The organism is Spirillospora sp. NBC_01491 (assembly GCF_036227065.1).
Lineage (GTDB): Bacteria > Actinomycetota > Actinomycetes > Streptosporangiales > Streptosporangiaceae > Spirillospora > Spirillospora xylanilytica.
Window position 1 is genome coordinate 629,187 of record NZ_CP109432.1, and the last position, 12,879, is coordinate 642,065.

Genomic DNA, 12,879 nt, shown 5'->3' on the forward strand with positions numbered 1-12,879 from the left:
CTCACCACGCTTGTAACGTGGGGCGCGTGAACGACTCGGCGCCCCCCGTCCGGTCCCCCCGCCGCACGGCGCCCGCGGCGCTGCGGGACGCAGTACGGCGCCCGACCCGCCGCGCGGCCCGGCTCGACGCGCTGCTGTGGGCCGCGCTGGCGTTCCCGCCCGTGACCGGCGACATGATCCCGCCCCGCCCGGACGACCCGCGATGGTGGGCACAGGCGGCCGGGCTCGCGCTGCTCACCGCCGCGGTGGCACTGTGCCGCGCCGCGCCGCTGCCCGCCCTGCTCACCGTGTTCGCGATCATCCCCGCGCACGGCAACTTCGCGTTCGCCCTCCCCGTGATGTCCTACCTGGTGGGACGGCGGACGGTCCGCTCCCGCCCGGTGCTGTGGGCCTTCACCGCCGTCTTCGTCGCCGGAGCGATGCTCAACCTGGTCCGCGGCACGGACGTCACCCTCTGGTTCCCACTGACCATCTGGCTGGTGCTGCTCGGCGTCCTGCCCTGGCTCGCCGGCCACTACTGGCGGCAGTACCAGGAACTCGTCCACGCGGGCTGGGAACGCGCCGAGCACCTGGAACGCGAACAGCAGATCATCGCCGAACGCGAACGGCTCCGCGAACGCGCCCGCATCGCCCAGGACATGCACGACTCCCTCGGCCACGAACTGGTCCTCATCGCGGTCCGCGCGGGCGCCCTCCAAGTCGCCCCCGGCCTGGACGAGCGGCACCGCACCGCCGCGGCCGAACTCCGCGCGGGCGCCGCCGACGCCACCGACCAGCTCAGAAAGATCATCGGCGTGCTCCAGCCCGACTCCGACGGCACAGCGGCCACCGACACAGCGGCCACCGACCCGGGGGAGGACCCCACACCCCCCGGCACCGGCACGGGCACCGCTCCGATCCGTCCCGCCCACGAGAGCATCACCGACCTCATCGCCCGCGCCCGCGCCTCCGGCATCCCCGTGCGCCTCACCGGTGACGACGCCCCCGCACGCCTGGCGCCCATGGCCCGCCTGGCCGCGCACCGCATCGTCCAGGAAGCCATCACCAACGCCGTCAAGCACGCCCCAGGCGCCGCCGTCACCGTCCGCCTGACCCACGACGCCCACGGCACCCTCACCCTCACCGTCGTCAACGACGCCCCACCCCAGCGCCCCGACGAGACCGGCGAACCCGGCAGCCGCGGCGGACGAGGGCTCACCGGGCTCACCGAACGCGCCCGGCTGGCCGGCGGCACACTCACCACCGGCCCCACCCCCTCCGGCGGCTTCCACGTCACCGCCGAACTGCCCCCCGCCGGCGACACCCCCACCGGCCCGCCCGCCCCAGGACACCACCACCCCGCCACCACACCCGACGAGACCACCACCCCCGAATCGGAATCGGCGCTGCGCCTGGCCCGCGAACGCCGCCAGGTCCGCCGCAGCCTCATCACCGCCATCACCGTCCCCGCCGCCCTCATCACCGTGCTCGGCACCGTCATGGCCGCCTACTACATCGTCGTCACCCCGATCTCGGCCCTGTCCCCCGACCGCTACACCGCCCTGCGGATCGGCGCCCCCCGCGCCGACGTCGAACGCTCGACGCCCCGCATGGAACTGATGAACGCCGGAACCGTCCGCGCCAGGAACCCCGAACCCCAAGGCGCCGACTGCCGCTACTACCGCAGCGACGCCAACCTGCTCGGCAGCGGAGCGGTGTACCGGCTGTGCTTCGTCCAGGGACGCCTGGCCGCCAAGGACGTCCTGCACCCCGCCACCGACCCCGACGACCGCTGACCCCCGCCGCCGCCCACGAAAAGGACGATCAGCTTGATCCGCGTACTCCTCGCCGACGACGAGACCATGATCCGCGCCGGAGTCCGGGCGATCCTGTCCGCCGACCCGGGCATCGAGGTGGTCGCCGAGGCCGGCGACGGCCGCGAGGCGATCGAGCTGACCCTCGCCCACCGCCCCGACGTCGCCCTCCTCGACATCCGGATGCCCCGCCTGGACGGCCTCGCCGCCGCCGCCGAACTCCGCCGCACCGCCCCCGCCACCGGGGTCGTCATACTGACCACCTTCGGCGAGGACGAGTACATCGCGCGGGCCCTGTCGGACGGCGCCAGCGGCTTCCTGCTGAAATCGGGCGACCCGCACGAACTCCTCGCCGGAGTGCACGCCGTCGCCGCCGGCGCCGCCTACCTCTCGCCCAAGGTCGCGCACCGCGTGATCACCGAGCTCAGCGGCGGCCGGCTGGAACACGGCGCCGAGGCCCGCCGCCGCACCACCACCCTCACCCCCCGCGAACGGCAGGTCCTGGCGCTGGTGGGCGCCGGACTGTCCAACGCCGAGATCGCCACCAGCCTCCACGTCGTGGAGGGCACCGTGAAGTCCTACGTCAGCGCGATCCTCACCCGGCTGGAGGTCCGCAACCGGGTCCAGGCGGCGATCATCGCCTACGAGGCCGGCCTGGTGAACGGCACCACCTGACCGGCCCCGCAGATCATCCCGAGCCGGTCAGGCGTCCCGGCGGCGCAGGATCACACAACCCGCCCACAGCGCCGCGACCACCCAGGCCACCAGGATCACCAAACCCGCCACCGCCGGATACGGGACCGAGTCGCCCTTCATGAAATGCCGCCCGGCGCTGCTGGGCAGCGAATCGGCGATGTGCGCCATCACCTTCGACCCACCGCTCCCCAGCATCATCGGCACCACCATCAGAAGCAGGAACACCGTCGTCAACGTCCCGGCGGTGCTGCGCAGCACCGCCCCCACCCCCAGGGCGAACACACCGATCAGCGCCAGATAGACCCCGCAGGCCAACGCAGCCGACACCGCGCCGCCGACGGAGAAACGGCCCCACACGCCCAGCATCGGATACGCCACCGCCGTGCCCACCGCACCCAGCGCCACCCCGACCGGGAACAGCACCCCGGCGACCACCGACGCCTTGGCCAGCAGCATCCGCGCCCTCGACGGCGTCCACTGCAACGTGGAACGGATGCTCCCGCTGGAGTACTCACCGGTGATCACCAGCATCGCCAGCGTCAGCACCACGAACTGCACGATGTCGACGGCGTCGACCGCGATCCCGCCGACCGCCACCACACCCTGGTCGTCCTCGGCGATCGCGTTGGTGTTGTTGGAGGCCACCGCCCCACCCAGGATCACGCACATCACCCCCATCACCACGAACGCCCCCACCAGCCCCCACCACGTCGAACGCAGCGACCACAGCTTGGTCCACTCCGCCGCGACCGCGCCCCGGAACCCGCCCGGACCGCCCTCCCCGACCCCGTCCCCGGACCCGTCCCCGGACCCGCCCGGCGCCCGCTCCATCACCGCCGTCATCGCCCGGCCACCGCCCCCAGGCCAGCCGCCACGCCCGCCCTAGCGCCCGCGCCCGCCGCCGGTATGCCCGCCGCCGCCCCGTACTCCACACTCGCGCCCGTCAGCTCCATGTACGCCTCCTCCAGCGACGCCTCCCGCGCGCTCAACTCATACAGCGGGATCCCGTGCTCATGGCAGAGCAGGCCCACCCGCTCCAGCGACACCTCCACCGCCACCAGATCCCACCCCTCCACCTCGACGACCTCCACACCCTCGGCCGCCAGCAGCGCCGCCAGATCACCCGCCCGCGGGCTGCGCACCCGCACCGCGTTCCGGGAACTCCCCGCGATCACCTCCGCGACCGGCGCGTCCGCGATCAGCCGGCCCCGCCCGATCACCACCAGCCGATCCGCCATGAGCTCCATCTCGCTCATCAGATGACTGGACACGAACACCGTCCGCCCCTCGGCCGCCAGCGACCGCATCAACCCCCGCACCCACAGCACCCCGTCGGGATCCAGCCCATTCACCGGCTCGTCCAACATCACCACCCGCGGATCACCCAGCAGCGCCCCCGCGATCCCCAGCCGCTGCCCCATCCCCAGCGAGAACGACCCCACCCGCCTCCCGGCCACCGCCGTCAGGCCCACCGTGTCCAGCACCTCCTCCACCCGCCGCACCGCGATCCCATTGCTGCGCGCCATCGCCACCAGATGAGCCCGCGCCGACCGGCCCGGATGCACCGCCTTGGCGTCCAGCAGCGCCCCCACCTCCCGCAGCGGATGCCGCAACGCCCCATACGGACGCCCGCCCACCAACGCCACCCCGGCCGTCGGCCGGTCCAACCCGAGAATCATCCGCATCGTGGTCGACTTCCCCGACCCGTTGGGCCCGAGGAACCCCGTCACCCGCCCCGCCGGGACCTCCAGCGTCAGGTCCCGCACCGCCGTCCTGTCCCCGTACCGCTTCGTCAATCCCCGCAACGTGATCATCATGCCTCCGCGGCAGCGCTCTCGGAATCCACCGGTACCCGGCACCACTCGCCGGCACCTGTACCTGCCAACCCCGAAGCTAGGCGCCGGGGGAGTACCGCCACAGTGCGCGAACGTCGGCCGCCCACCCCCACTTTCGTCAACCACCGCCCCTGCCCCCGCCCCCGCCCGGCGCAAGCCCACGCCCCAGAAGGCCCCAGGACATTGACCGCAAGCCCCCGGACACGCGGAACGGGCCGCCCCCGGCGGCGCCGAAGCACCCCCGGGAACGACCCGCACACTCGTACCGACGCCCGATCAGATCAGTCGTGCGGGCGACGGTGCCGCCCCATGCCCCCCATCACGTCCGGCATCGTCTGCGCCGCCTGCCCCGCATCCGGCGCACCGGGCGCCGCGTGCGCACCCGAAGCACCCGGCCGCACCTCCCCGGGCCGAGCCCCGCCCGGACGCGCCGAACCCGGCGGGATCATGCCCGCACCCGCCACCGCACCCGCCGGAGACGGACCCAGCAGGATCACACCGAACGGCAACCCGCGCACCAGCGTCACCACCGGAACCGCCAGCCGCACCAGCACCAGCGCCACCAGCGGCGCCACCACCACCCCGACCAGGAACCCGGCCGCCACATCGTGCGGGTAGTGCACCCCGACGAACACCCGCGACAGCGCCATCAACGCCGCCAGCGGCAGCACCAGCGGCGCCATCGCCCGCCACGCCACCACGATCGCCGCCGCAGACCCCGCCGCGATCGTCGCGTGGTTGCTCGGGAACGACCAGTCGCCCGGAGCCGGACAGGCCGCGATGTTCATCGCCCCCGCCACCGCCCGGCACGGCCGCTCCTCCTGAATGAAACTCTTGGAGACCTCGCTCACCAGATAGGCCGCCACCATCGCGCATGGCGCGGCCAGCGCCAGCCCCATCGCCCGCGCCTCACCACCCCGCGCCCGCCACCAGCCCGCCACGAACAGCACGGCGAACAGCAGCAGCCCCGCATCCGTGCCGACCTCGGCCACCGAATGCACCCACGACGGCGTACCGTGCGCGAACTCGGTGATGCCGCGATACCAGTCGGCGCTGAACTCAGGCGCTTGCATTGTCTCCCTCACGCTCGAGGCGCCCCCACCGGGAAACGAGACTCCCCGCGGGACCACCGACCTTCACCCTACGTTCATCGATCTGTAGAGAATGTCATGTAACCGAGGTCAGAGACCGGAGATCGACTCCACCGGCACCGCATCCTCGCCCACACCCCCGCCGCGCCCCGGCTCCGCGGCCACCGGGCCCGGTCGCCTCCGGCCGCGCAGGAAACGGACCCCCTCGGCACCCACCGTCACCGAAACCGCCAACCCGAGCCCCACCACCACCCCCAGCACCGGATCATCCTCGAACACCACCCCGCCCACATAACCCAGCAGAGTCCCGTACAACGCCCACGACACCGCGGCCACCGCCGCGAACAACGAGAACGACCGCAGCCGAAACCCCACCACGCCCATCGTCAGCGTCACCGCCGTCCGGCCCCCCGGCACGTACCGCGCCACCACCAAGATCAACCCGCCCCGCTCGGCCATCGTCCGCCGCGCCCACCCGAACGCCCGCCCCCGACGCGTGCCCGGCCGCATCCGCCGCACCAGCCGCGGCCCCCACCCCCGCCCCACCCCGTACGACACATGATCACCCGCGAACGCCCCCAGCGCCGCGAGCACCACCACCGCCACCACGTCCGGCTCACCCGACGCCGCGTACACCCCCGCGGTGATCACCATGCTCTCGCTCGGCACCACCGGGAAGAACCCGTCGATCGCCGCCACCGCGAACAGCACCAGGTAGAACCACGGCGAGGTCACCGCCGTATGCAACAGACCGGCCACAACGTCCATGCCCCGACGCTAGGCACCGGACATCCCCGCCGGCATCCGGCGATGGACCACCCCCACCCCCCACTTTCGGCAGCACGACCGAGCGGGCGGCACCTCGACCACGAGCGCCACCCCGGGCCTCACCTGCCCGAGCGCGGGGGAGCGGCGGTCCTCCTGACCCGCCCACCGGCGCCCCCACACCGCCACAATGAGCAGTTGTGGGAACCCTGCACATCTTCGACATGGACGGCACCCTGCTGACCGGCACCACCGCCAACCTGGAGGTCGCCCGGCACCTGGGCACCCTCCCCGAACTCCACGGCCTCGAGGCCCGCTTCGCCGCCGGCACCCTGGACACCCGCGGCTTCTCCGCCGCCATCCACCGCCTCTGGCACCACCTCACCCCGAGCACCGTCGCCACCGCCTACACCACCGCCACCTGGCTCAACGGCATCGCCGACGTCTGCGCCGACATCCGCGCCCGCGGCGAGCACTCCGCCGTCATCACCATGTCGCCCGACTTCTTCGCCCGGCACCTGCTGGACCTCGGCTTCGACGACGTCATCGCCTCCCGCTTCCCCCACTGCCCTTCACCGAACCCCTCGACCCGGACGGCGTCCTCACCCCCGCCGACAAGGTCACCATCACCGAAGACCTCCGCACCCGGCACGACCTGCCGTCCTCCCGCTGCATCGCCTACGGCGACTCCATGTCGGACGCACCGCTGTTCCGCCACCTCACCAACACCGTCGCCGTCAACGCCGACCACCACCTGGCCGACCTCGCCGCCCTCGACTACCGCGGCGACGACCTCACCCAGGCGTACGCCCTCGCCCGCACCCTGCTCACCCCCTGACCACCCCAGGCCACCACCCCAGGCCACCACCCCAGGCCACCAGGCCCCGCACCGACCACCACCGGACCCGGCTCCCCGCCACCGGCCCGCGAGCCCGCACGGCGAAGCGGCGCTCACATCAGCGCTCCACCGGCCCCAGCAGCGGATGCACCCGCATCGCCGCCTCCAGCTCACCCGGCAACTCATCCCGATAACGCCCCAACGTCGACAGATCCGAATGCCCCAGCACCCGCCGCACCGCGTCCATATCCGTCGCCGCAGCCAGCAGATGCGTCGCCGTCGTATGCCGCAGACCATGCGGCGTCACACTCCGCCGCCGCCCCGGCTCCACCCGCGCCTGCACCCGATCGATCACCGCCTGCACGTCACCCCGCGCCAGCCGCCGCCCCCGCCACGACAGCAACAACGCCTTCGGCTCACGCCCCCGATCCAACAGCGAACGCCCCTCCGCCACATACGCGTCCAACACCTCGACGACCGGACGGGGGAGCGGCACATCCCTCGTCCGTCCACCCTTACCGAAGATCCGCCAATACCGCGTCCCCGCGTTCACGAAGAAATCCTCGACGTTCGCCCGCGTCAGCTCCGACACCCGAGGCCCCACCGCCGCCAGCAACAACACGATCAGCCCATCCCGCAACTCCGTCCGCTGATCGGCCCGCCGCCCCGGCTCGGGCGCATCCCGCACCAACCCCCGCGCCGCCCCCAGCAGCCCCTCCGCCTGCTCGGCCGTCAGCGCCCGCCGCTCAGCCCGCAACCCGCCCCGCTCCTTCGCCCGCAACGTCACCGCACCCATCGGGTTCAACTGCACCCACCCCGCGATCGTCGCGTACTGGAAGAACGCCGACACCGACCGGCGGAACCGCGCCTGCGACGCCGCACTCTGCAACGGACCCGCACCGGCCGAACCCCCCGGCGCCCGCACCCGCCGCCCGTCCGGCTTACGCGCGAACCTCAGCAGCACCTCATCGACATCCTCACCCGACAGGTCGTCCAGCACCCGCTCCCCACCCGCCAACCCCGCGAACGTATGTACATCACGCGCATACACCTCGGCGGTACCGGGCGCCAGGGCACCCGTCGCGGTCTTCGCCCGAACCATCTCCGCATAACGGTCGACGGCCACGGCCACGGTCAACGGCTGAACATCGGTGGGACGCACCCGCCGACGCTACCGTCCGCCACCGACAGAAGCCCCACTAAGATCGAACAGGAGGTGCACCATGGCCGAATGGGAACTGTTCGACCAGGTCGGCGAAGTCGTCCGGGGAACCACCCCGACCGAACTCGGCGACCTCCACCTGCGCGTCCACCCCCGCGGCGTCAAAGCCTGGTTCGACACCCCCGAACCCGGCCGCGAACACTACGAGGCCCAGCTCATCAACGCCGACCTCCTCCCACAAGCCCGCACCCGCGCACTGGAGATCGGCTTCCACGCCGAACACCGCGCCGAAACCGACAACGACGCCGCCCTCACCCGCCTGACCGCCGCCGAACCCCGCTGGCGCCCCCAACTCGGCACCGCCCCCGTCGCCGGCCCCTTCATCGGCCCGGCCACTTGGCGCCGTGTCTCCGAAACCTGGCTCGACCCCGACCTCGACGGACCCGACATCGCCATCGAGATCGGAGTCCGACTCGTCGACTACATGCGCGCCCTCGAACCCCACCGCACGGCCCCGGCCACCTGACGCCCCCGACGGCCCTTCGACGGCACAGCCACACGCCGCGCCCACTCTCCACGGCCCGCGGCACTCACCCGCGCGGGACGCCTCCCGCGTACTCGGACCGCAGGAATCGCACCAGACGCCCGTTTACCTGGCGCGCACGCTCCTGCTGCGTCCAATGACCACACCCGCGCAGGACCACCACATCGCGCAGACCCGGCACCATCGCGCGCATCGGATCGAGATCCTTGTTGAACACGTACGCGGAGTCCCGATCACCCGTCACGTACAACGCGGGCTGCCCGACCTTCAACGTCCCGATCTCCGGCAGATCCGACCAGTCGAAATCGAGAGACCGATAACGCCGGATCGCCCCGGCAAACCCCGTCCGCCCGAACTCCCGCACATAGTGGCCGAACTCGGCATCACCGAGCCAACGCGACCAGTGTGAAGGACGACCAGGATCGGGAAGGGGATCCAGATAGCCGGACCCCTCGGGCGTCCGCATCAACCAGCGCGGCACCAGATCGGCCGGGGCATCGCCTGACAACGCGAACAACGTCATGCGCAGCGTGCAATCCACATCCGCGTCCAGCTCCGCCTCCGCGACACCCTGCCGCTGAAAGTAGACGACGACGTTGAACATGCCTGGATTGGTCTGCCGCATGTATTGCGTAATGGGCAAGGGAAGCCGCCCCGGATAAGGCACCCCCAACGACACCACCACCGGAAAACGCTCCGGATACAACTGCGCACCCGCCCAGGCGACCGTCGCCCCCTGATCATGTCCGACGACCGCCGCACCCCGCACACCCAGCGCATCGAGCAACCCGGTCAGATCAGCCAGATTGTCGCGCAGGCTGTACCCGCCCGCCACCTTCGGAGCATCCGTACGCCCGTACCCCCGCAGATCCGGAGCGACGGCGCGAAAGCCCGCCGCCGCCAGAACGGGAAGCTGATGACGCCAGGAATACCAGAACTCCGGAAAACCGTGCAGGAGCAGAACGACCGGCCCCCGACCCGCCTCGGCCACATGCATATCGATCCCGTTCGTCCGCACGATCCGATGACGAACGGCGAAACGCCCCCCGGTGACACCGTCGTCCGCCGGCCCCGGCACGCCCGAACCCGGCACCGCCCCCGCTGACGCCATTCCAGAACCCGCCGCCACACCGGCGGTCGCCAGCCCCGCGACACCGGACACCCGCAGAAAACCCCGACGATCAAAAGACCCGCGCATGGCAACTCCAATCGGCCACGAATCGATGATGCGGACACCGACGATTGTCAGTCGCACCAGCGCCCCGGGTCGTCGTCCCTCTGCGGTGTCCCTCACTACCGCACCGGACGTACACACCCCCGCAACCGTCCTACTCGCGAACAACACGGCAGGCCCCCGCCAGAGAACCCGGCCGAGGCCGCCCTCGCGGCCACGTCGGCTGCGAGTCCGGGCCACGACCCGCCGGGGGAGTGGACCTGTACCCCCATCCGTTGCAAGTCCCGCCCATACGCTCGAGGCATGTCCCACGACCCTCAACTGCGCACGACCTTCGACAGAGCGGCTTCGCTGTACCAGAAGGCCCGTCCGGACTATCCGGACGAGCTGTATGCCGACCTGCTCACGATGACGGGGGTGAAACCGCCCGCGCGCCTCCTGGAGGTGGGGTGCGGCCCTGGGAAGGCGACACTGCCGCTGGCGCGGATGGGTTTCCGGATCACGGCGATCGAACTGGGGGAGGCCCTGGCGGAGGAGCCCGTCGTTATACGGCGGGGGACTACATCGCCCTGCTGGAGTGGAGGTGATCACCGAAACGTCCGGGAAGTCGGCCTGGTTGTGCCGCGCCCATGGAACCGGCCAAGCGTGAGCACCTCTTCCAGGAGATACGCCGCCGCCTTGCGGCACGTCCAGGCGGACAAGTGACCCGCCATTGGTCGGCCGTCCTGACAGTCGGCCGCCGACTGTGATGCCCTCCGGGCATTGAGTGAAAAATAGCTCATATGTGGTCATATCGAACAGAAACGAAATTCTGTTCGGTATGACAGCCGGAACACGTGGACGGGCCCGCCGGGGAGCGGTCCCGTGATGACCACGAATCCCATGATTTCGGCCAGTCCGGCCTTCTCAGGCGTCGACGGCAAACCAAGCGCCGGGCACGAGAAAAGTCGCCACTCAGGACGGCTGACCAATGGTGGGTCACTTGTCCGCCCGGACGTGCCGCTGGAGTTGATCAACTCAACGACGCCCGCCGCCGGCCAACCACATGTCGATCTTGTCCGTGAACGTTGGGACGGCCCGGCCGGTCGGGACCCGGCCATGTTGCAGGACGGCGATCAGCCGCGCAGCCGCGAGCTCGAGCGGCCGTTCACGACGATCGGCGATCAGAGGTGCACCACGAGGCGATGGAGACCCGTTTCGCCCCTCTTCCTGGCGGTCTCGGGGATGGTCGATAATGTACATTATGTTAAGTTGACTCCTTGGGAGTCCCCGCCGGCCACCACATGCGTCGCTCGCCCCGACGCCAGTGAATGAGCGCGTCCCTGCTCGGCCGCCCGGCACTTCGAGCAGAGCCTTGAGTGGGGCGTGGTCGGCGCCATCGCAGTTCAGTGAGCCTTTTCCACCCCCCGAACGTCGGCTGACCGGCAGTAAACGGGTCGCAGCCCAGGGGCAGTTGCCGCTGGCCGGTGAGCACGACGGGCTGGGAAGGAGCTCGGACGGCTGGCGTGCGTGGTGGGCTGGTGTAGCGCGATTCGACCTGAACCACGCGCAGGGCCGCGCGGATACATAATGGTGCGCGCTACATCATGTGTTGCGCTGTTGCTGCGGCACGACCCCAGACAGGCCGGGCCTTGCGGCAGCACGAGCCGGGACGCCAGACCCAAGGGAGATAAACGCCGTGGGCGCGTACACATACCTGCAGCCGGTACACGGCGCGGAGCCCGCCGGCAAGGAGGTCGACATCGACACGAGCTGGTTCGACCTCGCCGAAGGCCTCAACGCAGTCGGGCTCGACGGCGAATTCATCGTGACCGGGAACATCTTCATCGCGACCGGGGACGAGGACTCTGACGGCGGAGGTATCTACGAGAGGCAACTCGACCCCGAGGAAGTCCAGCGGAACTGGCAACAACTGCAGATCGTGACCTTCGAGCGATACTTGGCCGCTTACCAGGAAACGCCGCAGGGGAAGGGTTGCAAGGACCCGGGCATCGACAACTACCTCAAGGCTCACTTCATGGCCCTCATGGATGTCTACCGAAGGGCGGCCGACGCAGCGGCAGGTATGAAGATCACGGCCTGGTAGCAGGTGAACCAATGATCTTTTCAACGTGCGTTGAGCTCGCGGTTCTGGAGGACGAGGATGGCCTTGGCCAGGTGACCGGCTCGATGCGGGCAGCAACGTAGCTTGGCCAGGATCTTCCAGTTCTTCAGCTGAACGTCGGCTCGTTCGCCCGGTCCGCGGAGCTCGGCGCGGGAGCGGTTGGCGTTCTTGAGCGGCTCGGGCTTGTCCTTGCCCTTGTAGGGCGTCTTGATCGGGCCGACAGCAGCGCGACCGTCTCGTTGACGTAGCGCCGTCGGCGTCTTGCGTAATGGCGGTGGACTCAACGAGTTGCAAGCGGTGCTCGGGTACAAGAACCTCTCTACGACCAGTCTTTACACCAAGTCGCCGCCGACACAGCCCGCGACCTCGCCAACCTCTCCCCCGTTCTGGCGCACCTCCAGCAAACACAATCCACGATCCCCGCTCAAGAAACAGACTCGCTGTGATCCTCAGCCCACTCCCCTACCGCAACATCTGCCTGTTCAGCGCCCTGACCGATCAGATGCTGTCGAGGGTGGACTTCCCCGGGCTGCTGCTGGGGGTGTTCGACCGGACCGGGCTGGCGGCCGACTTCACCACATCTCCGGTGCCGACCCGGCGATGGAGGACTTTGCGGCCAGCCTGTGCGGGCTAATCGTGGCCGAGGCCCGCAACCTTGCTCTCGTGCCGATCAAGAAGCCGAACATCCCGCCTCACCTGAGTGGCCCGCACCGTCGAGCGCGGTGATGCCGCGGTCGTGGTGCAGATGGGAGACGAGGAACGTCCGGCCCTTCTCGGGCGGACCGAGCGCGCGGCCGAGTGTGCGGCCGAGTGTGCGGCCGAACGCCTCCCAGTTCCTTCGGTAATCACCCGGCGCAGACGGGGAGCGCCGCTGTCG

The 12,879-nt window shown here is 70.6% G+C and carries 14 protein-coding genes and 2 pseudogenes; 8 read left to right on the forward strand and 8 right to left on the reverse strand.

The window, feature by feature from the left end; translation table 11 throughout:
* Window positions 1-26: 26 nt before the first annotated feature.
* Window positions 27-1,775, forward strand: a complete 1,749-nt coding sequence (locus OHA34_RS03090; protein WP_329520629.1) for a sensor histidine kinase — start codon at window positions 27-29, stop codon at window positions 1,773-1,775.
* A gap of 33 nt (window positions 1,776-1,808) precedes the next feature.
* Window positions 1,809-2,468, forward strand: coding sequence for a response regulator transcription factor (locus OHA34_RS03095; RefSeq protein WP_285943476.1), 660 nt, complete (start codon window positions 1,809-1,811; stop codon window positions 2,466-2,468).
* A gap of 27 nt (window positions 2,469-2,495) precedes the next feature.
* Here OHA34_RS03095 and OHA34_RS03100 read toward each other — a convergent pair whose 3' ends face one another.
* The 4 genes from OHA34_RS03100 to OHA34_RS03115 all read right to left on the reverse strand — a co-directional run bounded on the left by OHA34_RS03100 (window position 2,496) and on the right by OHA34_RS03115 (window position 6,183).
* Entirely contained in the window at window positions 2,496-3,332 is an 837-nt protein-coding gene (locus OHA34_RS03100) for an ABC transporter permease (protein WP_329520630.1), read from the reverse strand.
* Window positions 3,329-4,303, reverse strand: coding sequence for an ABC transporter ATP-binding protein (locus OHA34_RS03105; RefSeq protein WP_285943474.1), 975 nt, complete (start codon window positions 4,301-4,303; stop codon window positions 3,329-3,331). Before OHA34_RS03105 ends, OHA34_RS03100 begins: the two co-directional genes overlap by 4 nt.
* A 302-nt stretch (window positions 4,304-4,605) precedes the next feature.
* Entirely contained in the window at window positions 4,606-5,397 is a 792-nt protein-coding gene (locus tag OHA34_RS03110) for a phosphatase PAP2 family protein (RefSeq protein ID WP_285943473.1), read from the reverse strand.
* Between the two features lie 108 nt (window positions 5,398-5,505).
* Window positions 5,506-6,183, reverse strand: a complete 678-nt coding sequence (locus tag OHA34_RS03115; protein WP_329520631.1) for a DedA family protein — start codon at window positions 6,181-6,183, stop codon at window positions 5,506-5,508.
* Window positions 6,184-6,404: 221 nt separating this feature from the next.
* On the opposite strand from OHA34_RS03115, the pseudogene OHA34_RS03120 reads away from it, so the two are divergent.
* Window positions 6,405-6,680 (forward strand): annotated as a pseudogene (locus OHA34_RS03120) (hydrolase); the annotation flags it as partial.
* Here OHA34_RS03120 and OHA34_RS03125 read toward each other — a convergent pair.
* Window positions 6,587-6,832 carry a hypothetical protein gene (locus tag OHA34_RS03125; RefSeq protein WP_329520632.1) on the reverse strand — a complete coding sequence of 82 codons (246 nt, stop codon included), beginning with the start codon at window positions 6,830-6,832 and terminating at the stop codon, window positions 6,587-6,589. The pseudogene OHA34_RS03120 and the gene OHA34_RS03125 sit on opposite strands and share 94 nt — an antisense overlap.
* 39 nt (window positions 6,833-6,871) lie before the next feature.
* Here OHA34_RS03125 and OHA34_RS03130 point away from each other — a divergent pair, with 39 nt between their 5' ends.
* Window positions 6,872-7,018, forward strand: coding sequence for a hypothetical protein (locus OHA34_RS03130; RefSeq protein WP_329520633.1), 147 nt, complete (start codon window positions 6,872-6,874; stop codon window positions 7,016-7,018).
* 118 nt (window positions 7,019-7,136) lie between these two features.
* Here OHA34_RS03130 and OHA34_RS03135 read toward each other — a convergent pair whose 3' ends face one another.
* Window positions 7,137-8,180 carry a tyrosine-type recombinase/integrase gene (locus OHA34_RS03135; RefSeq protein ID WP_285943470.1) on the reverse strand — a complete coding sequence of 348 codons (1,044 nt, stop codon included), beginning with the start codon at window positions 8,178-8,180 and terminating at the stop codon, window positions 7,137-7,139.
* Between the two features lie 61 nt (window positions 8,181-8,241).
* Here OHA34_RS03135 and OHA34_RS03140 point away from each other — a divergent pair, with 61 nt between their 5' ends.
* Window positions 8,242-8,706, forward strand: coding sequence for a hypothetical protein (locus OHA34_RS03140; RefSeq protein ID WP_329520634.1), 465 nt, complete (start codon window positions 8,242-8,244; stop codon window positions 8,704-8,706).
* A 64-nt stretch (window positions 8,707-8,770) separates the two neighbouring features.
* On the opposite strand, the gene OHA34_RS03145 is transcribed toward OHA34_RS03140, so the two are convergent.
* On the reverse strand, window positions 8,771-9,979 hold the full coding sequence (locus OHA34_RS03145) for an alpha/beta fold hydrolase (RefSeq protein WP_329520635.1): 1,209 nt from the start codon (window positions 9,977-9,979) through the stop codon (window positions 8,771-8,773).
* A 783-nt stretch (window positions 9,980-10,762) separates the two neighbouring features.
* Here OHA34_RS03145 and OHA34_RS03150 point away from each other — a divergent pair.
* Both OHA34_RS03150 and OHA34_RS03155 read left to right on the forward strand, forming a co-directional pair.
* Window positions 10,763-11,212, forward strand: coding sequence for a hypothetical protein (locus OHA34_RS03150; RefSeq protein WP_329520636.1), 450 nt, complete (start codon window positions 10,763-10,765; stop codon window positions 11,210-11,212).
* Between the two features lie 364 nt (window positions 11,213-11,576).
* Complete coding sequence (locus OHA34_RS03155) at window positions 11,577-11,984, forward strand: DUF1877 family protein (protein ID WP_329520637.1); 408 nt, start codon at window positions 11,577-11,579, stop codon at window positions 11,982-11,984.
* A gap of 20 nt (window positions 11,985-12,004) precedes the next feature.
* Here OHA34_RS03155 and OHA34_RS03160 read toward each other — a convergent pair.
* Window positions 12,005-12,208: pseudogene (locus OHA34_RS03160) on the reverse strand (IS5/IS1182 family transposase); the annotation flags it as partial.
* A 236-nt stretch (window positions 12,209-12,444) separates the two neighbouring features.
* Between OHA34_RS03160 and OHA34_RS03165 the strand changes: the two are divergent.
* Entirely contained in the window at window positions 12,445-12,636 is a 192-nt protein-coding gene (locus OHA34_RS03165; RefSeq protein WP_329520638.1) for a hypothetical protein, read from the forward strand.
* Window positions 12,637-12,879 lie beyond the last annotated feature (243 nt).